The sequence below is a fragment of the Pseudoxanthomonas mexicana genome (assembly GCF_046736355.1).
Taxonomy (GTDB): domain Bacteria; phylum Pseudomonadota; class Gammaproteobacteria; order Xanthomonadales; family Xanthomonadaceae; genus Pseudoxanthomonas_A; species Pseudoxanthomonas_A mexicana_B.
This window is the reverse complement of record NZ_CP157201.1, coordinates 105,679-126,705: the sequence shown is the minus strand read 5'-3', so window position 1 is coordinate 126,705 and position 21,027 is coordinate 105,679. Positions and strand designations below refer to the sequence as shown.

At 70.5% G+C, this 21,027-nt stretch carries 15 protein-coding genes and 1 pseudogene; 6 read left to right on the top strand and 10 right to left on the bottom strand.

Going from position 1 to position 21,027, the window contains the following annotated elements; all coding sequences use genetic code 11:
• The first annotated feature begins 59 nt into the window (after window positions 1-59).
• The gene (locus AAG688_RS00535) at window positions 60-1,088 is read left to right on the top strand and encodes a class 1 fructose-bisphosphatase (RefSeq protein ID WP_411833421.1); all 1,029 of its coding nucleotides are present in this window, start codon (window positions 60-62) and stop codon (window positions 1,086-1,088) included.
• A 176-nt stretch (window positions 1,089-1,264) separates the two neighbouring features.
• Here the strand turns inward: AAG688_RS00535 and AAG688_RS00530 are convergent, their stop codons facing one another.
• Window positions 1,265-1,831 (bottom strand): nucleoside 2-deoxyribosyltransferase, encoded by a 567-nt coding sequence (locus AAG688_RS00530; RefSeq protein WP_411833420.1) that lies wholly within the window; start codon window positions 1,829-1,831, stop codon window positions 1,265-1,267.
• Window positions 1,832-1,921: 90 nt separating this feature from the next.
• On the opposite strand from AAG688_RS00530, the gene AAG688_RS00525 reads away from it, so the two are divergent.
• On the top strand, window positions 1,922-2,620 hold the full coding sequence (locus tag AAG688_RS00525) for a 2OG-Fe(II) oxygenase (protein WP_411833419.1): 699 nt from the start codon (window positions 1,922-1,924) through the stop codon (window positions 2,618-2,620).
• 147 nt (window positions 2,621-2,767) lie between these two features.
• Here AAG688_RS00525 and AAG688_RS00520 read toward each other — a convergent pair.
• A pseudogene (locus tag AAG688_RS00520) lies at window positions 2,768-6,483 on the bottom strand (indolepyruvate ferredoxin oxidoreductase family protein).
• 162 nt (window positions 6,484-6,645) lie between these two features.
• Between AAG688_RS00520 and AAG688_RS00515 the strand changes: the two are divergent.
• Both AAG688_RS00515 and ggt read left to right on the top strand, forming a co-directional pair.
• Window positions 6,646-7,272 carry a tetratricopeptide repeat protein gene (locus AAG688_RS00515; protein ID WP_411833418.1) on the top strand — a complete coding sequence of 209 codons (627 nt, stop codon included), beginning with the start codon at window positions 6,646-6,648 and terminating at the stop codon, window positions 7,270-7,272.
• Window positions 7,273-7,418: 146 nt separating this feature from the next.
• Window positions 7,419-9,134 (top strand): gamma-glutamyltransferase, encoded by a 1,716-nt coding sequence (gene ggt, locus AAG688_RS00510; protein ID WP_411833417.1) that lies wholly within the window; start codon window positions 7,419-7,421, stop codon window positions 9,132-9,134.
• A 68-nt stretch (window positions 9,135-9,202) separates the two neighbouring features.
• On the opposite strand, the gene AAG688_RS00505 is transcribed toward ggt, so the two are convergent.
• The 3 genes from AAG688_RS00505 to AAG688_RS00495 form a co-directional block, all read right to left on the bottom strand.
• Window positions 9,203-11,266: a TonB-dependent copper receptor gene (locus AAG688_RS00505; protein ID WP_411833416.1), complete on the bottom strand. Its 2,064-nt coding sequence runs from the start codon at window positions 11,264-11,266 to the stop codon at window positions 9,203-9,205.
• A gap of 140 nt (window positions 11,267-11,406) precedes the next feature.
• Window positions 11,407-11,838, bottom strand: a complete 432-nt coding sequence (locus AAG688_RS00500) for a DUF2946 family protein (RefSeq protein WP_411833415.1) — start codon at window positions 11,836-11,838, stop codon at window positions 11,407-11,409.
• A gap of 91 nt (window positions 11,839-11,929) precedes the next feature.
• Window positions 11,930-13,702: an ExeM/NucH family extracellular endonuclease gene (locus AAG688_RS00495; RefSeq protein ID WP_411833414.1), complete on the bottom strand. Its 1,773-nt coding sequence runs from the start codon at window positions 13,700-13,702 to the stop codon at window positions 11,930-11,932.
• Between the two features lie 289 nt (window positions 13,703-13,991).
• Between AAG688_RS00495 and AAG688_RS00490 the strand changes: the two genes are divergently transcribed.
• Together AAG688_RS00490 and AAG688_RS00485 are read left to right on the top strand one after the other, a co-directional pair.
• Window positions 13,992-14,390, top strand: a complete 399-nt coding sequence (locus AAG688_RS00490; protein ID WP_411833413.1) for a hypothetical protein — start codon at window positions 13,992-13,994, stop codon at window positions 14,388-14,390.
• Between the two features lie 40 nt (window positions 14,391-14,430).
• Window positions 14,431-14,874 (top strand): hypothetical protein, encoded by a 444-nt coding sequence (locus tag AAG688_RS00485; RefSeq protein WP_411833412.1) that lies wholly within the window; start codon window positions 14,431-14,433, stop codon window positions 14,872-14,874.
• Window positions 14,875-15,014: 140 nt separating this feature from the next.
• On the opposite strand, the gene AAG688_RS00480 is transcribed toward AAG688_RS00485, so the two are convergent.
• The 5 genes from AAG688_RS00480 to AAG688_RS00460 form a co-directional block, all read right to left on the bottom strand.
• Window positions 15,015-15,533: a c-type cytochrome gene (locus AAG688_RS00480; RefSeq protein WP_411833411.1), complete on the bottom strand. Its 519-nt coding sequence runs from the start codon at window positions 15,531-15,533 to the stop codon at window positions 15,015-15,017.
• Between the two features lie 145 nt (window positions 15,534-15,678).
• Entirely contained in the window at window positions 15,679-17,382 is a 1,704-nt protein-coding gene (locus tag AAG688_RS00475) for a phosphate ABC transporter substrate-binding/OmpA family protein (protein ID WP_411833410.1), read from the bottom strand.
• On the bottom strand, window positions 17,379-18,239 hold the full coding sequence (locus AAG688_RS00470; protein WP_411833409.1) for a hypothetical protein: 861 nt from the start codon (window positions 18,237-18,239) through the stop codon (window positions 17,379-17,381). The genes AAG688_RS00475 and AAG688_RS00470 overlap by 4 nt, the downstream gene beginning before the upstream one ends.
• Window positions 18,236-19,891: an AAA family ATPase gene (locus AAG688_RS00465; protein WP_411833408.1), complete on the bottom strand. Its 1,656-nt coding sequence runs from the start codon at window positions 19,889-19,891 to the stop codon at window positions 18,236-18,238. The genes AAG688_RS00470 and AAG688_RS00465 overlap by 4 nt, the downstream gene beginning before the upstream one ends.
• A gap of 54 nt (window positions 19,892-19,945) precedes the next feature.
• Window positions 19,946-20,710, bottom strand: coding sequence for a PspA/IM30 family protein (locus AAG688_RS00460; protein ID WP_411833407.1), 765 nt, complete (start codon window positions 20,708-20,710; stop codon window positions 19,946-19,948).
• Window positions 20,711-21,027: the final 317 nt, after the last annotated feature.

Below are 21,027 nucleotides of genomic sequence, written 5' to 3'. Positions count from 1 at the left end.
GTCTTGCATTGGTCCCATCAACCCGGACAATGCCCGCGTCCTTCGCCGTGGAACCCATCATGCCCGCTTCCGCCACACCTGCCATCTCGCTGACCCGCTACCTGATCGAGGAGCAGCGCGCCGGCCGCATCGACGCCGACCTGCGCCAGCTGATCGCGGTGGTCGCCCGCGCCTGCACCAGCATCTCGATCGCGGTCAGCAAGGGCGCGCTCGGCGGCGTGCTCGGCGACGCCGGCACCGGCAACGTGCAGGGCGAGGCGCAGAAAAAGCTCGACGTGCTCAGCAACGACATCCTGCTGGAGGCCAACGCCTGGGGCGGCCACCTGGCAGCGTGCGCCTCGGAGGAGATGGACCACAGCCAGCCGATCCCCGACGCCTACCCGCGCGGCGGCTTCCTGCTGCTGTTCGACCCGCTGGACGGCAGCTCCAACATCGACGTCAACGTCTCGGTCGGCACCATCTTCTCGGTGCTGCGCTGCCCGGAAGGCGTGGAATGCGCGCGCGACGAGCATTTCCTGCAGCCGGGCCGCCAGCAGGTCGCCGCCGGCTACTGCATCTACGGCCCCAGCACGATGCTGGTGCTGACCACCGGCCACGGCACCCATGCCTTCACCCTGGACCGCGAGCAGGGCGCGTTCCTGCTGACCCAGCGCGACATGCGCGTGCCGGAGGAGACCCGGGAATTCGCCGTCAACGTCTCCAACCAGCGCCACTGGGAAGCGCCGATGCAGGCCTACGTGGCCGACCTGCTGGCCGGCCGCGAGGGGCCGCGCGGCAAGGACTTCAACATGCGCTGGATCGCCAGCATGGTCGCCGACGTGCACCGCATCCTGACCCGCGGCGGCATCTTCATCTACCCGTGGGACCGGCGCGAGCCGGGCAAGGCCGGCAAGCTGCGGCTGATGTACGAAGCCAACCCGATGGGCCTGCTGATCGAGCAGGCCGGCGGCGCCGCCAGCACCGGCCGCGCACGCATCCTCGACGTGCAGCCCGAGCAGCTGCACCAGCGCGTGCCGGTGTTCCTGGGATCGCGCGCCGAGGTGGAAGCGGCCGAGCGCTACCACCGCGAGCACGATGCCGCCCGCTAGCGTGGCGGCCTCATTCGTCGTCCCCGCGAAGGCGGGGATCCGGCGACTTTGCGAGCCGTCACGGGGCACGGGATGACCGGTCCCGTCCGGCCGTCGTAAAGCGTTTCCCGCCCTCGCGGGGATGACGGCTTCACCCGACCCGTCGCGCGACGCGCCGGCCGCGCCCCGGCCATCGATCAGCCGGTCGCCGCCGCCAGCGCGCGGTGGCCGCGTTCGCCCGCCAGGCCGGCATCGACATCGTGGCGCAGGCGCGCCAGCGCCTCGCGCGCGCCGCCGACCACGATCACCGACGGCACCGCCAGCATCAGGTTGACCGGCATGTCGAACTGCTCCAGCTCCCAGCCCTGCGCATCGCGGCCGGGCGTGGCCGAGGCATGCTGCGGGCAGCGCGCGGCGATGCGCTGTTCCAGGCTGCCTGCCTCCGGCACGTAGGCGTACACCGGCTTGCCGCGCGCCACCGCGTAGCCGACCTCGAAGCAGGTGCCGCTGTCGGGCTCGGCGCCGCGGAAGAAGTCCAGGTTGGCCAGCACCGCGTCGGCGCGATCCACCAGCTCCAGATCGACCCGGTAGATCCAGGCGGCGCGTTCGCGCGGGTCGGCGATGGGCTGCTCGGCGACCTGCCCGTCCAGCGGGTACAGGCCCTCGAAACCGTATTCGGCGCACAGCGCCTTCAGTCGCGCGCCATGCGCGGCGGCGTCGGGCCGGAAGATGTCCGGCCCGGCCAGGTAGAGCGATCGAATCATGGGAAACACCGTGGGAGCGATGGCCCATTGTCCCCCGCCGCCGCGCCGCTTCCCAGCGCGCGCCGACGGCCGGGCTGGTATCGTGGCCGCATGGAAACGGACTTCATCGAGATCTACGACCATGCGCTGGCGCCGGAACAGTGCGCCGCCCTCGTCCGCCAGCTGCGCGCCAGCGGCGAACTGCAGCCCGGGCAGGTGGGCGGCGGCGTCCATCCCGAGCTCAAGCACAGCCGTGACCTGCGCATCAGCGGCCACCCGCAGTGGCGGCAGGCCGAGGCGATGCTGCAGCAGGCGGTGTTCGCCGCGCTGCTGAAATACCTGCGCCGCTACCCGCAGGCGCTGATCTCGCCGCTGATGCTGCAGCAGCCCGGCCCGGACGGCGCGCTGCGGCGGCTGGACGCCGGCGATTTCGAAGCGATGCCCGAGCCCGTGCTGGCCGACCTGGCGCGCACCTGCCTGCGCCCGGGCGCGATCAACCTGCAGTGGTACGCCGCCGGCGAGGGCGGCTATCCGTACTGGCACTGCGAGCTGTACCCGCGCGATGCCGGCGCCGAGACGCTGCACCGCCACCTGCTGTGGACGCTCTACCTCAACGACGACTTCGACCAGGGCGAGACCGAGTTCCTGTTCCAGTGCCGCAGGATTGCCCCGCGCACCGGCAGCCTGCTGATCGCCCCCACCGCCTTCACCCACACCCACCGCGGCAACCGCCCGCACAACGGCGACAAGTTCATCGCCACCAGCTGGATCCTGTTCCAGAGCGCGGAGCGGCTGTACGCGGGAAACTAGCCTGGCGGCGAGCTGCGGCACGACCCGCCGCGCGCCCGGCCGTGTCCACGGTCGACCTGCGGAAAGGGGACCGTGCACCGCATGAAGGCAGGCCGTTCGGGAGGGACTCGTCGCCGAATGGCCGCGCCATGAATCAGGCTCTTTCGATCATGCCACCTGCACGATCCGCAGCGGGTCGTTCCACTGCGCCAGCAGCTGCGCCTCGCGCGCCTTGGCCGCGTGCAGGTGCGCTTCCTTGACGTGGCCGTAGCCGCGGATGTGGTCGGGGATGCTGGCGATCTCCACCGCCAGGTCCAGCTTGCCGGCGTCCAGCGACGGCAGCAGCTGCGCGAGGGTACTTTCGTAGTCGGCGATCAGCTGGCGCTCGCCGCGGCGCTCGGCGGTGTAGCCGAACACGTCGAACGCGCCGCCGCGCAGGAAGCGCAGCTTCGCCAGCAGCCCGAACGCCTTGAACATCCACGGGCCGTATTCCTTCTTCAGCAGCCGACCCTGTGCGTCCTTCCTGGCGAACAGCGGCGGCGCCAGGTGGAAGCGCACCTGGTAGTCGCCCTCGAACTGCTGCTGCAGGCGGCGCTGGAACTCGCCGCTGGTGTACAGCCGGGCCACTTCGTACTCGTCCTTGTAGGCCAGCAGCTTGAAATAGTAGCGCGCCACCGCCTCGGTCAGCGCGGTCGAGCCGGGCGCCTTGAGGTTCTCGGCGCTGCGCACGCGCGCGACCAGGTCGGTGTAGCGATCGGCGTAGGCGGCGTCCTGGTAGTCGACCAGGAACGCGCGCCGGCGCGCGATCAGCTCGTCGAGCGAGCGCGACAGGCGCAGGTCGTCCAGCGGCAGGAAGGCGACGCCGTCGCCGGCCGCGCCCGCGTCGGGCAGGCCGCGCAGTTCGCTCTCGTTGTCGAGGTTGCGCGGCGCGGCATTGGCGCCCCACTCGTTGCCTTCCCATTCGCGCGGCGGCAGCGGCAGCAGGTTGTGCGGGGTGCGCTCGGCCTCGGTGGGCGCGTTGCGGATCAGCCCGGCCGCTTCCTGCACCGCCTGCGGATCGACCACCGCCAGCCGGCCCCAGGCGAAGGCGGTCTTGTTCATCTCGATGGCCGCGCCGTTGAGCTCGACCGCGCGCATGATCGCGTCGAAGGAGATCGGCACCAGCCCCTGCTGCCAGGCGTAGCCGAGCATGAACAGGTTGGCGGCGATGGCGTCGCCCATCAGTGCGGTCGCCAGCTGGGTGGCGTCGATCAGCAGCGGATCGCGGCCGCCCAAGGCGACCTTGACTCCGGCGACGATATCGGCGGCCGGGAACTGCATGTCCGGATGGGTAGTGAAGGTGCCCGGCATCGCCTCGTAGGTGTTCAGCACCACCTGCGAGCGTTCGGCGCGCACCTTGGACAGCGCCCAGTAGTCGTTGACCACGACCATGTCGCAGCCGAGCACCAGGTCGGCCTCGCCGGCGGCGATGCGCACGGCGTGGATGTCGGCCGGCGTGCGCGCGATGCGGATGTGGGTGGTGACCGCGCCGCCCTTCTGCGCCAGGCCGGTCTGGTCGAGCACGCTGGCGCCCTTGCCTTCCAGGTGGCCGGCCATACCCAGCAGCGCGCCGATGGTGACCACGCCGGTGCCGCCGACGCCGGTGATCAGGATGTTCCAGGGCTGCGACAGATCCGTCCTGAACGCGGGCGCCGGCAGGCTGGCCAGCTTGTCCGCCGCGTTGGCCTTGCGGCCCTTGCGCGGCGCGCCGCCATGCACGGTGACGAAGCTGGGGCAGAAGCCGTTGACGCAGGAATAGTCCTTGTTGCAGTTGGACTGGTCGATCTCGCGCTTGCGGCCGAACTCGGTCTCCTTCGGCAGCACCGACACGCAGAAGCTCTTGACGCCGCAGTCGCCGCAGCCTTCGCAGACCAGCGTGTTGACCATCACCCGCTTGGGCGGATCCGGCATCCTGCCGCGCTTGCGGCGGCGGCGCTTCTCGGTGGCGCAGACCTGGTCGTAGATCAGGATGGAGACGCCCTTGACCTTGCGCAACTGCTGCTGCACCTCGTCGAGCTGCTTGCGGTCGTGGAACTCGACGTCGGCCGGGAACAGCTCGCGCTTGCTCCACTTGCCGATGTCGTCGGACACCACGACGATGGTGTGCACGCCCTCGGCGCGCATCATGTGCGCGATCTGCGGCACGCTCAGGGTGCCGTCCACCGGCTGGCCGCCGGTCATCGCCACCGCGTCGTTGTAGAGGATCTTGTAGGTGATGTTGACGCCGGTGGCCACCGACTGCCGCACCGCCAGCGAGCCGGAGTGGAAGAAGGTGCCGTCGCCCAGGTTCTGGAACACGTGCGGGGTGTCGGTGAACGGCGCCTGCCCGGACCAGGTGACGCCTTCGCCGCCCATGTGGGTGAAGGTGTCGGTGTCGCGGTCCATCCACGTCACCATGTAGTGGCAGCCGATGCCGCCGAGCGCGCGCGAACCGTCCGGCACCACCGTGGAGGTGTTGTGCGGGCAGCCGGAGCAGTAGTGCGGCACGCGCGGGAACACCGCGCGCGGCAGCGCCAGTTCGGCTTCCTTCTCCTCCATCCAGCGCAGGCGCTGCTCGATGGACTCGGTATTGATCGCGCTTGATTGGAGCAGGCGCTGGATGCGCCGGCCGATGACGCCGGCGATGGTGGCTGGGGTCAGCTCGCCGGTGGACGGCAGGATCCACTCGCCGGCCTCGTCGTACTTGCCGACGATGCTCGGGCGCCGGCCCCGTCGGCCGGCCAGTTGTAGAACTGCTCCTTCATCTGCCGCTCGATGAAGGCGCGCTTCTCCTCCACCACGACGATGTCTTCCAGCCCGCGCGCGAAGGCGGCGATGCCGGCCGGCTCCAGCGGCCAGGTCATGCCGACCTTGTAGACGCGGATGCCGATGTCGGCGCAGGCGCGCTCGTCCAGGCCCAGGTACTCCAGCGCCTGCAGCACGTCGAGGTAGCTCTTGCCGGTGGTGACGATGCCCAGCCGCGCGCGCGGCGAATCCAGCACGATGCGGTCGATGCCGTTGGCGCGGGCGAACGCCTGCGCGGCCTTGACCGCGTAGCGGTGCAGGCGCATCTCCTGCTCCATCGGCGGATCCGGCCAACGGATGTTGAGTCCGCCGGGCGGCAGGTCGAAGTCCTCCGGCAGCACGATGCGGCGCGCGAACGGATCCACCTGCACCGAGGCCGAGGACTCCACCGTCTCGGCGATGGTCTTGAAGCCGACCCAGCGGCCGGTGTAGCGGCTCATCGCCCAGCCGACCAGGCCCATGTCGAGGATGTCCTGCACCCCGGCCGGGTTGAGGATAGGCATCATCGCGCTGACGAACTCGTCCTCGCTGCCGTGCGGCAGGGTCGAACTGCGGCAGGCGTGGTCGTCGGCGGCCAGCGCCAGCACGCCGCCGTGCATCGAGGTGCCGGCGGCGTTGCCGTGCTTGAACACGTCGCCGCAGCGGTCCACGCCGGGGCCCTTGCCGTACCACATGGCGTAGACGCCATCGACCCGGGCGCCGGGGAACAGGTTGGTCTGCTGGGTGCCCCAGACCATCGTCGCGCCCAGGTCCTCGTTCAGGCCGGGCTGGAACTTCACCTGCGCCGCCTCCAGGTGCCGGCGCGCGCGCCACAGCTCCAGGTCGAAGCCGCCCAGCGGGCTGCCGCGGTAGCCGCTGACGAAGCCGGCCGTGTCCAGCCCGGCGGCTTGGTCGCGCAGCCGCTGCATCAGCGGCAGCCGCACCAGCGCCTGCACCCCGGACAGGTAGATCCGCCCGTCGGTGCGGGTGTACTTGTGCTCGAGGGTGTAGTCGGCGTCCAGCACGCCGATCTGCGGCGTGTTGGCGGACGAGGGGGAGGTCAGTTCGGCGGTGCTGGTCATGGCGGGCGCTTGCGGAATCGGCTGGCGTCGCCCGCCGGAGTGCGGGCTGAAGGGCGCGAATTGTAACAGCGCCCCCTTTTTTGCCCCTTGGCCGCCCCATTTGTGCGTTGCAGCGGTTAGGATGCAGCCGGGGTAGAGGTAGTGCGTGCTAGGGGGACTACGATGAAGGCGAAATACTTCCTGCCGGCGATATTGCTGGCGTCGTGGGCTTTGGGCGCAACCGCGCAGACGGTTCCCAGGCCCAAGGAGTTCTACTTCGACGAGGATCGCGGCATCGGCCCGATCGTCGTGGTCGAAGGCAGCGGCGAGGCGGCCATCGCCCAGTTGGCGAAGGCGCGCGAGCGCGGCCGGCGGATGATCGAGGCGACCGCGCAACTGGCCCACATCGCCATCGCCGACGGCCGCATCGACCTGGGCAAGCAGCTCTACCAGCAGGCGCTGGCGAGCACGCAGCAGGGCGCATCGACTTGGCGGGCAGTCGGCTGGAACTACGGCTGGGACCTGTACCGGCTGGGCGAGCACCAGGCGGCGCTGCAGCAGTGGGCCGCATTGATTCCGCCGGTCGGCGCGCCCTCGTGGCTGCCGCCGACGCTGGCGCTGGGCCTGTGGAGCGTGGATCGCAAGGACGAGGCGGTGGATTGGTACGCGGCCGCGGTGCGCACCGAGCCGCTGCTGTGGGGCAATCCGGCCAACCATGCGCGGCTGCTCCCGGACTGGCGCGACGAGGATCGCGCCAGGCTGGCCGAAGTGCACGCCGCCTGGCGCGCCAATCCGCCGGCCTGGCCGTAGCATCGGTAGCGGAGCAAGCTCCGCTCTACATGCCGGTTTTGTAGAGCCGAGCTTGCTCGGCTGCTTTGTCCGGCTGCTTTGGCGGGAACCGCACGCTAACATCGCTGGCTGAAGGCGCGCGCCGAGCGCGCCAACGGTCCCGAGCCATGCGCGCCTTGCTGTTCTGTTCCGCCCTGCTGCTGGCCCTGCCGGCCGCCGCCGCCGATCGCATCACCGGCCGCGCCTTCGCCACCCGCTCGGAGGTCATCGCGCCGCAGGCGATGGCGGCCACCTCGCATCCGCTGGCCACCCAGATCGCGCTGGACGTGATGAAGGCCGGCGGCAGCGCGGTCGACGCCGCCATCGCCGCCAACGCCGCGCTCGGGCTGATGGAGCCGACCGGCAACGGCATCGGCGGCGACCTGTTCGCCATCGTCTGGGACCCGAAGACGAACAGGCTGTATGGCTACAACGGCTCGGGCCGCTCGCCGAAGTCGCTGACGCTGGCGCATTTCCGCAAGCTGGGGCTGGACGAGATCCCGCCGCACGGTCCGCTGCCGGTCAGCGTGCCGGGTGCGGTGGACGGCTGGTTTGCCCTGCACGACCGTTTCGGCAGGCTGCCGATGGCCGACAACCTGGCGCCGACCATCCGCTACGCGCGGCAGGGCCACCCGGTCGCCGAGACCATCGCCTACTACTGGGCGCGCTCGGTGCCGCGGCTGTCGAAGTGGCCCGGCTTCGCCGCGCAGTTCACCCTCGACGGGCGCGCGCCGCGCACCGGCGAGTTGTGGAAGAACCCGCACCTGGCCGACACGCTGCAGAAAATCGCCGACGGCGGCCGCGACGCGTTCTACACCGGCGACATCGCCCGCACCATCGACGCCTACTTCAAGGCCCACGGCGGTTTCCTGAGCTACGACGATCTCGCCGCGCACCAAGGCGAATGGGTCGAGCCGGTCAGCACCGACTATCGCGGCTACGACGTATGGGAACTGCCGCCCAACGGCCAGGGCATCGCCGCGCTGCAGATGCTCAACGTGCTGGAGGCGTATGATTTTTCGAAGATCCCGTTCGGCAGCGCCGAGCACGTGCACCTGCTGGTCGAGGCGAAGAAGCTGGCCTTCGCCGATCGCGCGCGCTGGTACGCCGATCCGGCGTTCCAGCCGGCGCCGGTGGCGAAGTTGATATCCAAGGAGTACGCGGCCGAGCGCCGCAAGCTGATTTCATCCGACAAGCCGCTGCGCGAAGTGCAGCCCGGCACGCCCAGGCAGTTGCAGGAAGGCGACACCATCTACATGACCACTGCCGACGCCGACGGCATGATGGTCTCGCTGATCCAGTCCAACTACCGCGGCATGGGCAGCGGCATGGCGCCGCCGGGGCTGGGCTTCATCCTGCAGGATCGCGGCGAGATGTTCGTGCTGAAGGACTGCGAGCGCAAGCCGGCCCATCCCAACTGCTACGCGCCGGGCAAGCGTCCGTTCAACACCATCATTCCGGCCTTCATCACCCGCGACGGCAAGCCGTGGGTCAGCTTCGGCGTGATGGGCGGGGCGATGCAGCCGCAGGGCCACGTGCAGATCGTGATGAACCTGATCGACTTCGGCATGAACCTGCAGGAAGCCGGCGACGCCCCGCGCGTGCAGCATGAAGGCTCGACCGAGCCGACCGGCCGCAACACGATGATGAGCGACGGCGGCGTGGTGCAGCTGGAGGCCGGCTTCCCCTACGAGACGGTGCGCGCGCTGATGGACAGGGGCCACAAGGTCGAATGGGCGCTCGGCCCGTACGGCGGTTACCAGGCGATCGCCCGCGATCCCGAGAGCGGCGTCTACCGTGGCGCGTCGGAAAGCCGCAAGGACGGGCAGGCGGCGGGGTATTGAGGGCCGGCGTGTGTCCGCCTCGCACCGAAGCTGGCGACGCCGCCGGCAAGGCGGCGTCGCCGTAGGCTTCAATAGTTGAAGTTCAGTTTCACCCAGGCGGTCCTGCCCGGCTCGTTGATGCGGACCGGATCGGCGGGATAGCCGAAGTCCGCACTCCCGGACAGGTTGAGATGTTCGCTGTAGGCGCGGTCGAACACGTTGTCGATGCCCGCGGTCAGCTGAATCCGGTCATTGAGCCGGTAGCCGCCATTGACGGCGAGCGTGGCGAATCCGGCGCTGGGGCCGAAGTCCCGTCCTACGACCGTGCCGGCGTTGATGGACACCCGCTCCTGCCTGCTGGCCGCGCGCGCCAGCACGCCGAAGCTCCAGCGCTGGTTGTCGTAGCCGGCGCTCAGGCGGGCTTCCAGCGGCGGCATCTGCGGCAGCGCTCCGCCCGAAGTCCGGTTCTCGCCCCAGGCGTAGGCGATCGTTGCCCCCAGCTTCCAGTGATCGGCGGGGCGCAGCTCGATGCCGGCCTCGCCGCCGCGGACGCGGGCTTCCACGTTGGCGGCCGCCGACGTCATGCCCATCATCCCGCCCGGCATGTACGAAAACAGGATGTAGTCGTCGATGCGGCCCGCGTAGGCCGATACCCATGCGTCGAACCGGGCCGTGCGGTATTGCAGGCCGACGTCGAGCTGGGTGGTCTTCTCCGTCTCGATTCCCGCGAAGGCATTCACCGATCCGGCGGGTCCCATGCCCGGCGAGAACAGTTCCCAGTAGTCCGGCATGCGCTCGGTGTGGCCGAGGCCCGCATACCAGGTGAGCGGCGCCGAAGACACGTCCTGCTCGAAGCGGATGAACGCGGCCTGCAGCGTTTCCTCGCGGGTCAGCCCCGCGGTGGGATTGGGCATGCCCATCCTGCCGGCCGTGGCGCGCTGGTCGGTGACTTCGGCGCGGTCCGCGCGCGTGCCCGCGACCAGGCGATTGCCTGCGGCCAGCGTCCACGTGGCCTCGACAAAGACGCCCAGGTTCTTGAAGCTGGCGTCGGTCGTCCACGGCAGCGCGAGGTGGGCGTTGCGGCCCATGCCGCCGCGCTTGCGGTGGCGGCTTTCCTGGCCATCGATGCCTGCCGTCAGTTCCAGCGCGTCGGTCACCCAGGTCCAGGCGTTGCGGCCACCGAGGGTGCGGCGGTCCACGTTCGACGCCATCGGCATGGGCATTGAGCCCATCGGGTTGGGGTTGCGCAGGGTGTAGTTGTCCATCACGTGATCGGCGTAGTTGTAGAAGACGCTCGCCTCCACGCGGTCCAGGGCACCGGGCAGGCCGGCCCTTTCGAAGCGCACGCCGTAGCTGCGGCGCCTGAACTGCGCGCCGTCCATGCCGCGGCCGGCATATCGGGCCTCGCCGTCGCCGGTGCCGGCATTGAGTTCGAGCAAGGTGTCGGCATCCGGCGTCCAGCCCAGGGACAGGTCGGTGTTCCACTTCTTCCACGACGAGGCGATGGCATCGCCGTTGCCGTCCTCGTAGTCGTCGGACTCGGAGCGGTTCGCGCTCAACCGCGCATAGCCCATCGCCGCGCCCGCCGTCGCATCCAGGACCTGGTCGTTGCGACCGAACGATCCGCCCAGCAGGCTGCCGGCCAGCTCGACGCCGGGTGCGTCGAAGCGTGGCGTGTCGCGCTCGAAGCGCACGCTGCCCGCCGAGGCGCCCGGCCCCCACAGCACGGTCTGCGGTCCCTTGATGACCACCAGCCTGTCGAACGTCTCGGGCGAGACGTAGGACATGGGGTTGTCCATGCGCGAAGGACACGCCCCCGGCATGCTGCCGTCGTTGGTCAGCAGGTTGAGGCGCGAGCCGAACATGCCGCGCAGCACGGGGTCGCCGTTGGTGCCGCCGTTGCGGACGGCGGTGAAGCCGGGAATCGTCTTCAGGTAGTCGGCGCCGTCGCTGGCCGGGACCGGTTGCCGCGGCAGCCGGGGATCGGTCTCGTAGGTCAACGGCGAAACCGGCGCGGCGGTGACGACCACCGCTTCGAAATCGACCGTGGCCAGCAGATCGGTGCCCCGGGCTGCCAGTGGGCACGCCAGGGCGGATGCGACCGCGATGGAAAGACACGACGCGCGCAGCGTCGCGGGGAGGGAAATCGACATGGGAACTCCAGGACTCGGGGAGGGCGACACGGGCGTGTCGCGCAGCAGTGGGCGCAGGCGTCGTCCGTGGCCGCACGCTCAAGGCGTGGCTATCCGGGCAACGTCGTGGTGCGGCTACCGGCCAAGGCCGGCGTTGCAACCTACCCGCGTGCCGGAGGTGCCTGGCTCCCCAGTCCCCGCGTGTTCGTGGATGCCGGCAGGCGTGCGGTGACGAAGGCCGGTGGAGCGATCGCGTGGAAGGCATCGCGTTGGGGCGCCCACTGGAACGATGAGGTCCCAGGCGTATGCGAGGCCAGCGGGCAGTAGGCGCAATGTCCTTCCTCGCCCCAGGCGTTCTTCTGCCCGTGGTGATCCTCCGCGGGAGCCGGATGCTGCGCGTGTCCGGTGGCCTCTTCGTGGCAGCTGGCCTGGCTCGTCCCTGTCGCCGCGCTGGCCGGGTAGGCGACGACGCGACTGATGGACGGCGCGAAAGCCAGCAACAAGGCAGCGGCCAGCGCAAGCCAGCCCGTCCCGCGGCTGAGGCGCGCGGGCAGGATCGATGTTCCGGCTGGCTGGGACGTGGAACGCTGCATGGTGGCAAGCTTGCAAGGCATCACCCGTCCAGGCATTGACCTGGGTCAATGGTTGCCTTGGCGTGGGATCACTCCGGCCTGTCCCCGCCCCCTACCAATCCAGCCCGACGATCAGCGGGTCGTGGTCGGAACTGCGCCACGGCACCGAGGCGTCGCCCTGTGCATAGCCCTCGCTGCCTGGTTCGTCGGCGTTGATGTGCCACTCGGCCGCGCCGCGCAGCCGGCGCGCCAGCGATGGGCTCAGCAGCGCGTGGTCCAGCCGGCCGGACAGGCCGTTGTAGACGTAGCTGTAGGGTTGCTCGACCCTGGCGGCGGCGAAGGCGTCGATCCAGCCGGCCTCGCGCAGGGCCTGCATCGGATCCTCCATCGCGTAGGCGTTGAAGTCGCCGAGCAGCAGCTGCCGGTCGCTGCCGGTGCCGGTGGGATCGGTGCGCAGCCAGGCATCCAGCCGCTGCGCCGAGTCGGTGCGCAGCGCGTTCCAGCAGGCCTGGCCGTCGCGCTGGTCGGCGTCGGCGCCGGCCGCTTCCGAGCAGCCCTTGGACTTGAAGTGATTGGCGACCACGATCACCGGCTTGCCGGCCTTGCCGCCGGCGCGCGCGAACGCCTGCGCCAGCGGCACCCGGCTGCGCTCGCCGAACGGCCCGCCTTCCAGCATCGCCGGCTGGCCGACCGGGGCGACCCGGCCGGCGCGGTAGATCAGCCCGACGCGGATCGCGTCCACGCCCGGGCCGCGGCCGGCATCGACGAAGCGCCAGTCGCCGCCGCCGGCGTTGAGCGCGTCGACGAACTGGGCCAGGCTCGAATGCGGGCCGTAGCCGTCGTTCTCCAGTTCCATCAGTGCGGCGATGTCCGCATCCAGCGCGCGCACGGCGGCGACCAGCTTGGACACCTGCGCCTGCCATTGCGCCTCCGTTCTGGCGCCGCGCGGGGTGGGGAAGCCGCCGCCGCGGCCGTCGCCGTTGAACAGGTTTTCCAGGTTGAACGCGGCCACCTTCAGCGCGCCGACCACCCGCGGCGGCGGCGGCCGCACCCGCGTGGGCAGCGTCAGTGGCTGGGTCAGTTGCAGCCGCCAGCCGCCGTGGCGCTCGTCGACGATGCCCTCGACGTCGCGCAGCACGGTGCCGGTGCGCGGCGCGGCTTGTCCGTCCAGGTAATCCACCTGCGCCGGATCGCGCTCGCCGCTGCCGTCGTCGAGCAGCAGCCGGCGGTGCGCGTTGTCGGCTTCGACCTGGCGGTAGCCGGCGCTGCCCGGGCGCGCGCGTTCGCTGGGCTGCCACAGGCGGCCGCCGAAGGCGACCGACAACTCGCCATAGCGCGCCAGCGATTCGGTGCCGCTGATGGTCAGCGGCGCGGCGATGCGCACGCGCATGCCTTCGAAACGCTCCCAATCGGCGGGCGCGGTGGCCAGCGTCACCGGCGCTGGCAGTGCGGCGGATGCGGGCAGCGCCTCGATGGACGCCGGCGCCAGCGCGGTCAGCCGGCTGCCCTGGCGGCCGTGCTCCAGTTCGACCACGGTGCCCTCGACCCGGTAGGCGCGGCCGACCTGCGGGGTCTGCGCGCCATCGCCCTGGGCGTCGGCGGCCAGTTGCACGAACAGCGCGTCGGAAGTGGCGTCGTCGCCGTCGCCGCCGTCCTGGAGGAAGAAGCCGCCCAGGCCGGCGCGGAAATCGGCGGTGACCACGCCCTGCACGACGACCGTGCGCCCTTCCAGCGGACTGCGCGCGCCGCTGCCCTGGACCTGGCCGATCGGCAGCGCCTGCGACAAAGAGGCCGCGGAACCGTTACCCGCTTGCCCGAGGGCATCGCAGGCACACAGCAGCATGGCAACGGCCAAAAGGTGAATACAGGAACGGAACAAAGGCATGGCGGGCTTTGGGGGGAAGGCGGATACGCACTTTACGCAATCAGTATCCCTTCGCCAGGCCCAAGGCTTGACGCCGGCGGAGCCGAGACCTTAAATCCGCGGATCGAAACGCAGCCAGAGGGAGCGGGCCATGGGAGCGGGCTGTTACCTGTGCGAAAGCGGTTATGGCCACATCCCCGATGCAGCGCCAGGCGATGCCGTAGGCGCGTGCAAGCTGTGCGGAGTGCTGGCCTGCTTGGCCCATGGGGTACGCAACAAGAGCAGGCCCGCCTATGTCTGCGGTTGCTGCGTGCCCAATCTGCTTGCAGCCGCCGCCGCGCTCGCTTTGCCTGCAGACCAGGCTGGGGGTGCGCCGCCCCCCGCCGGACAACCGGATCAGGGTGAACCTCCCGGTGACCAGCCATCGAACTTCGTCCGCTGGTCGCGCGAAGTAAATCAGGTCGATGACGTCATCGGCGACCTGGCCGAGCCTCGCTGGGAACAGCTACGCGGCCATATGGCGTATTTCTCGCAGCAGCTTGCCGGCGCGGAAGTCCCCGTCGCCCTGCGGGGCTACGCATATCCTGATGCGGAGCAGGCGCGAATCCTGATGGCGGCGGCGATCGCCTTCGCCTCGGAACTTGAACTGCCCGGGCATGAATTGCTGCCGGCGCTGCAAGAGGTGCTGCGGCATGTGCAGCATGCATAGGCCGGAGTCTTTGACGGCGCGGGGCGCTGGCGAGAACAACATGGCTTCCTTGCCGGAGTACGGCAGCGGTTCGGAACTGCCGCATGCCGGCTATCTGCGTATCGTGAGGAAGGATGACAAGCAGTCGGTGCTTCTGGCGGTGGACCCGAATCGCCGTCCAGGCGCCGACGGGGAAATTTATCTGCGCCCGGGTCAACTCGGCCTGGGGCACGATGAAGCGGTTGAGGTGTCGGCCGTCCCAGCCTCCGCCTGGGCATACCGGCGCGCCCAGCTGTTCACACGGAATGGCGGCCTGGTGCTTGGCCTGCTTTGCACGACCCTGTCGTCCGTCTGCATCGACGGCAGCCTGGCGCTGGGGGATCGGGGCGTGGCGCTGTTGACGTTCGAGGCAGCGACCCTGGGCGTGTTCGCCGCCGTGTCGATGGCGTGCAAGTCGTTCTCGGCCGTGCTGGCCTTCCTGCTGGCCCTGTGGTTCAGGGACTGAGGGCGGCATAAGCCTCGTTTCGCCGGGCCTGCGCTTGCGGCAGGTGGCGCCATGCCGACCCTTGCAACGAACACGGCAGTGCAGCAAACGAAGACGCCGCCCGTGGGCGGCGTCGGCGCGTCGGCTTCTTGGAGCCGAGCTTACTTCACGTTGGCGAGCATCCAGTCGACGGTGACCTGCACCTGCTCGTCGGTCAGCGCCGGGTTGCCGCCCTTGGGCGGCATGACGCCGCCGTCGGGGCCGGTGAAGCCCTCGATGGCATGCTTGTACAGCGTCTCGGTGCCCTTGGCCGCGCGCGCGCCCATGCCGGCGGCGGTCAGCGTCGGCGCCAGGCCCACGCCGGTGGTGTGGCAGGCGCCGCACAGGCTGTTGTAGATGACCGCGCCATCGGTGGTGCCGCCATAGGCGGCCTGCGAGGAGGCGGCCGCGGCGGCGGCCTGGGCAGCGGCGGCCTGGGCCGCGGCGCCGGTCTCGCCGGCGTAGACCGCCCCGTACGGGGCGATGCGGTCGGCGGTGCGCTTGGTGGCGGCCGGGTCCACTTCCGGCGGAATCGAGCGGTGCAGGTAGGATGCGCCGACGATCAGCCCCAGCGTCACCAGGGTCAGGAAGCCGATCACCATCGAGAAACGCTTGAGGAATTCGAGGTCGTAGTTACGCACTTTCCACCTTTGGCAGCATGGCGCGGGGCCATGCATGGCTACGAGAACAGGGAACCGGAAACCGGCGCGGGCGCCGCGGACAGGCCGCCCATTATAAGCAGGGCCGGGCGCGTGGGCATATTCCACCCCGCCGCGCCGCCGCGGCTCATTCCAGGGTGAACCACTGCACCTCGACGCGGCGGTTGAGGTCGCTGTCGCTGCCGGCCGGCTCCTCCCAGCCGCGCCCGACCAGCTCGATGCGCTCGGCGTCGAGCTTGGGATGGCGCTCCAGCAGGGCGTCGCGGACCGCCTGCGCGCGCTGGCGCGACAGCTCCATCGCCTTCAGCGACATGCTGCGCACCAGTTCCTGCCCGCCCTGGCGCTCGAACTCGCCGCGGCGGGCGTCGTCCACGTGACCGCGCAGCAGCACCACCGAGCCGGGGCTGACCTGGAGGAAGTTCTTGATGGTGTCCAGGTAGCCGGCGTTGGCCGGCGCCGACTTGTCCAGGATGGCCGAGTTGGACTGGAAGAAGAAGCGGATGTCCTTGCTCAGCAGCGCGTCGCCTTCCAGCGACACCGGCCCGCCGCCGCTGCGGATCGGCGCGATGGCGATGGTCTGGCCGGCGTACAGGCCCTGCTGCTTCAGCGCTTGCAGGGCGGCGGTGTCGACGAAGCGGGCCGGGTCGGCCGGGTTCCTGATCAGGTTGCCGTAGACCAGCACCGAGGACTGGAAGATGCCCTGGAACGAACCGGCCGAGTCGATGGTGCCCTCGAAGAAGGCCAGGTTCTCCGGCAGGTTGGACAGGTGCACCTTGGCCAGTTCGGCGCGGGTGTCGGCCTCGCTCCACTTGAACGCCCTGGCGATGACCGGGATCTGCGCGGCCGGCTCGTCGCGGACCAGGCGGTTGCCTTCCAGCAGGCCGTGCACCAGTCCCTTGGCCCATTCCGGGTGCGCCTGGGCGAAGCCTTTGTTGAGCAGCAGCAGGTCGGCGACGATCAGCAGGTTGCGGTTGCTGACCAGCACCTTGGCGCGGCCGTCGGAAGCGGCGGCGACCTCGTCGGTGCGCGGCGACCAGCCGACGCAGCCGTTCAGCCGCGGCGACCTGCGCGACAGCTCGTGCTCGTAGGCGTCGCAGGCGATGAAGGCGTCCTCGTAGAACACCAGCCCCAGCTCGCCGGCGGCCGGGCGGCCGTCCAGGTCGCGCAGCACCTTGATCGGCACGCCGGCCTCGGAGGCCAGGTAGCGGATGAAGAACTCGCTCTCGTTGAACTGCGAGGCGGCCAGCACCTTGCCCTTGAGCTGGTTGACGTTGGCGATGCCGGCGTCCACGACCACCTGGTCGGCGCCGCGCGAGAAGCCGATCTGCGCCGGCACGGTCACCTCGAACTGCCGGCCCAGCACCGCCAGCGTGTCGGCGGTGGTCACCGAGGCGGCGACGCGGCCGTTGTTGAGCTTGGACCAGCCTTCCTCCTCGCTCAGCGTCAGCCGCACCTGGAAGCCGTAGTTGCGGGCGAAGAACGAATCCGGGTTCGGCTCCAGCCCGCCGTTGGCGGCGATCAGGCCCGCGTAGCCGGCGTATTCGCTGATGTCGACGTCGATCACCTCGCCCTTGGGTTGGTAGGCCGCGGCCGCGTCCAGGGTCGGCAGGCCGGTGAGCGGTTCGATCGGATCCGGTGCGCCGCCACCGGCGCTGCTGCGCGCGGACGTGGAAGCCGCGCCGTCGGCAGCCTTGCGGTCGCCGCCCATGTCGCGCAGCACCAGCCAGCCGCCGAACGCCAGCAACGCGATCACCAGCAGCGCGGTGATCAGCTTGCCGCCGGCGCTGCCGGCCTGGCGCCCGCGCGACGGCGGGAAGGGATTGCGGGTCATGACGATTCTCCTTCGGTCATGGCGGAACGGGAAACGGGGGGGCGCAGCACGCCGGCGGGCAGCCGCGGCTGGGCGTCCAGATCGAAGGCGCCGAGCAGGTCGCGCTGGCCGTCGAGCCAGCGATTGGCCTCCTTGAACGAGGCGTCCAGCGCGTCCAGAGAACTGCCGATGCTGCCTTCGTCGGTGGCCAGCAGCGCCTGTTCGCGCAGCAGCGCGACCTGCAGGCCGATGCGCTGCAGTTCGGCGTCGACGTGCTCGAGCCGGCGCGCCGCGTCGGCGTGCGCGGCCTGGCGCTGGTCGATCACAGCCTTCTGCTGCTCCAGGCTGCGGCGCAGTTCGGCGCCGAGATCGTCCTTGCGCAGCCGCGCGTCGATGGCGTCTTCCTGCGCCTGCAGCGGCTTGCTCTCCTCGCGCGCGGTCTGCACCACGCGGGCGATCGCGCTGCGCGCGACCAGCAGGCGCAGGTGCAGCCAGACCAGTTGCTCCAGGCTGTCGGCGTGCGCGGCCATGATCGGCGAGCGGGTCAGCAGCGCCATGATCTCTCGCGCGCGGGCTTCCAGTTCTTGCTGGCGATGGCGCTGCGCGGCCGGCAGCGGCTCCAGCAGTTCGCGGTAGCGGCGGTCGGCCGGATCGTCGGGCCTGGGCGCGGCCGCATCGACGCTGTTGCGGAAACGCGGGTTGTTGGCCAGCCAGTACAGGTAGATCGCCTCGGCGCCGGCGCCGAGCAGGTAGAAGCCCGGGCTCAGGAACGCGCCGGCCAGCGCGAAGGCGGCCAGGCCCAGCCAGTTGGGCGGGATCGGCATGCCCAGCGGGCGCGCGCTGAACGCGGCGGCGAGGTAGGACCAGGGCCTGCTCACGGCGTGGCGGTCCGGGCGGCGATCGGCCGCAGCGACGGCGGCACGAATTCCAGGTCGGTGGCCTCGCCGATGGCGATGCGCATCTGGAACTCCAGTACCTCCAGCGGCACCGGCGGCTGGTAGTCGGCCAGCGTGTCGGCGATGGCGGCCAGCGGCTCGGCCGGGCCGGTGCGCGCGGCGCGGTAGGCCTTGACCGCGAACGCCTCGGCCGCGCCCGGGGTCAGCAGCAGTGGCGGGTTCAACGCCAGCAGCGCCTCGACGCCCACGGCCATGCCGAAGCGCTTGAGCAGCGCGTCCAGCAGCGCCGCGCTCTCGGCGGCGGTGGTGGTCGGCAGCAGCGGGATCTTCACGTCGATGCGGCCCGGGCGCTTCAGGTCGACCTCGATGAGATCCGGGCGCGAGGAGGCCAGCACCCACATCACCTTGCCGCGGTTGCCGGTGTCGGACATCTCCTGCGCGATCATCGAATACAGCCGCCCGGACAGGCCGCTGTCGCCGCTGCCGGCGTCGCGCTTGCCCAGGGTCTGGTCGGCCTCGTCGATGAACACGATGCAGCGGCCGAGCGCGCGGATCAGCCGGAAGATCTTCTCCAGGTTGCCCTCGCTGGAACCGACCCAGCGATCGCGGAAGTTCTTCAGCTTCAGCACCGGCACGCCGGCCTCGCCGGCCAGGCATTCGACCAGGAAGGTCTTGCCGGTGCCGACCGGGCCGCAGAACAGGTAGCCCATCGGCAGCGCGCGCAGGTCCGAGGCGTGCCACAGCGCGATGTCCTGGCGCAGCCAGGCCTTCAGCGCCGGCGGCGAGTGGTAGTCGTCCAGCGTGCGCCGCGAATCGACGAACTCGACCAGGCCGCCGGCGTCGCCCTCGACCAGTTGCTTCTTGACCTTGAGCCAGTCGGCCGGCCCGAGCGGGCGCCGCTGGTGCGCACGGGTCTTGACGAGGCTGTGCAGCGCGCTGATGCCGACGCCGCCGAGCGCGTGCGCGGCCCGTTCGTCGCCGTCGCCGCCGTCGAACGCGGCCGGGTAATCCAGCCGCAGTTGCGCCAGCGCCTGCCGCAGCAGCGCCTCGTCCGGCAACGGCACGCGGATGCGCGCCACGCGCGGGTTGACGGCGATCTGCGGGTGCAGGTCGTTGAGGCTGTCGGCGATCAGGAAGCTGGCGAACGGCTGCTCGGAGAACGGAGGTTCGCTGGCCCAGTCGCGCACCAGGCTGGCCAGGCTGGCGATCTCGAAATCGCCATGCCGCCCGCCCGGCAGGATCTGGTCGGCGCCGCGCACGATCACCGCCACGTGCTCGCCTTGGCCCTGTCCCAGCGCCTGCAGGTTGGCCAGGTAGCGCAGGTAGTGGGAGACGCGCTCGACCGCCGCGCGCGGTTCGCGCGGCCACGGCTCGTTGTCGCGGCCGGCCAGCCACTGACGCAGCCGCTCGCTGCCGCGCAGCACGCCCAGGCCGTTGCCCGGGTCATACAGGAACACCACGTCGAACCCGGTCAGCAGCTGCGCGTCCAGCCAGCGGGTCAGGCCGACCAGGCGGCCGTCCAGCGGCAGCCGATCGTTGACGTTGCCGTGCAGCACGAACTGGCCGTGCGCGCCGCTTTCGTAGGCCAGCGCCAGCTCGTGCGCCCACGCCGGGGCGTTGCTGTCCAGCGGCATCAGTCGCGCCCTGTCCGCATCAGGCCACGCTCCCCGGTGGATGAAGTCCGTCCGTCAGCCCTGTCCGCCTTCCGACAGCGGCTTGGCTTCCTGCCCGCCCATGCTGCGCGGCGCACCCGGCGCGGCGGCGGGCGCGCCCTGCAGGGCGATGCCCTCGGCGGCGGCGAAATCGGCCAGCGCCTGGTCGGCCAGCGCCTTCTGCTCGGCTTCCTTGATCTCGATCTGGCTCATGTCCAGCGAATCGCGGGCCACGCGGGCGCGGCCGGCGGCCTTGTTGCGCTCTTCCTCGACCATCTCGTGCAGGCGGTCCAGGGTGTCGCCGGATCCGCCGATTTTCGTGATCATGCCGGCGGCCATCTCGTTCATCTCGGCCAGCGCGGCCTTCATGCGCATGTCGTTGATGGCGCCCTTCAGGCTCTCGATCTTGGCGCGCGCGGCGGTCACGGCGACGTCGCGCGCCTTGACCAGATCCTTGTAGGTGTCCTCGGCCTGCGCCATCTGCCGGCGGTTCTCCTCCAGCTCGCGGGTCACCGTCTGCAGGCGCAGCGCGTGCTGGCCGGCGGCGTCCTGGTTGCCGGCGCGCAGGTGCGCGGTGGTGCGCGCGCGCAGTTCGCGCTCCTCGGTCTCCAGCTTGCGCACCTGGCCGATCAGGCGCTCGGCCAGGCCGGCGTGGGTGGCCAGGCTCTGGTTGTAGCTGCCGATCTGCTTGCGCAGGTTCTCCTGCTCCAGCTCCAGCAGCGCCTCGGGGTTGCGCTTCTCCACGCCCTTGACGAACTGCGCGAAGAATCCGCGGAACACGTTGAACAGCCGACCGAGCATGGCGTTTTCCCTGCGAAGTGATCCAGTCGGTGAACTTTACGCGGCGGACGGGTCCATTCCAACCGCGCCGGCCGTGCCGTGGATCCCGCCGGTGCCTGTGGTGGCCCCTGTGTAGAGCCGAGCAAGCTCGGCTCTACAGGGACATGATTCGGGCTTGGCGCGGGAATGCCGCGGCTCACGGTGGGTCACCGCCATCGCCGAACCCGCCCAGGGGCAACGGCAGGTCGCCACCGCCGATTCCATCTGCGTCAGCCGCACGGATCGGCAAGGCAGTGCTTGCGTTGCTCCTTTGTAGAGCCGAGCTTGCTCGGCTGCTT

Bases quoted from the DNA above. Each gene is read 5' to 3' on its own strand.
- AAG688_RS00505 (WP_411833416.1), bottom strand. From the start codon at position 11,266: ATGTCGATTTCCCTCCCCGCGACGCTGCGCGCGTCGTGTCTTTCCATC.
- AAG688_RS00485 (WP_411833412.1), top strand. From the start codon at position 14,431: ATGGCTTCCTTGCCGGAGTACGGCAGCGGTTCGGAACTGCCGCATGCC.
- AAG688_RS00535 (WP_411833421.1), top strand. From the start codon at position 60: ATGCCCGCTTCCGCCACACCTGCCATCTCGCTGACCCGCTACCTGATC.
- AAG688_RS00475 (WP_411833410.1), bottom strand. From the start codon at position 17,382: ATGACCCGCAATCCCTTCCCGCCGTCGCGCGGGCGCCAGGCCGGCAGC.
- AAG688_RS00460 (WP_411833407.1), bottom strand. From the start codon at position 20,710: ATGCTCGGTCGGCTGTTCAACGTGTTCCGCGGATTCTTCGCGCAGTTC.
- AAG688_RS00515 (WP_411833418.1), top strand. From the start codon at position 6,646: ATGAAGGCGAAATACTTCCTGCCGGCGATATTGCTGGCGTCGTGGGCT.
- AAG688_RS00495 (WP_411833414.1), bottom strand. From the start codon at position 13,702: ATGCCTTTGTTCCGTTCCTGTATTCACCTTTTGGCCGTTGCCATGCTG.
- AAG688_RS00500 (WP_411833415.1), bottom strand. From the start codon at position 11,838: ATGCAGCGTTCCACGTCCCAGCCAGCCGGAACATCGATCCTGCCCGCG.
- AAG688_RS00525 (WP_411833419.1), top strand. From the start codon at position 1,922: ATGGAAACGGACTTCATCGAGATCTACGACCATGCGCTGGCGCCGGAA.
- AAG688_RS00530 (WP_411833420.1), bottom strand. From the start codon at position 1,831: ATGATTCGATCGCTCTACCTGGCCGGGCCGGACATCTTCCGGCCCGAC.
- ggt (WP_411833417.1), top strand. From the start codon at position 7,419: ATGCGCGCCTTGCTGTTCTGTTCCGCCCTGCTGCTGGCCCTGCCGGCC.
- AAG688_RS00465 (WP_411833408.1), bottom strand. From the start codon at position 19,891: ATGCCGCTGGACAGCAACGCCCCGGCGTGGGCGCACGAGCTGGCGCTG.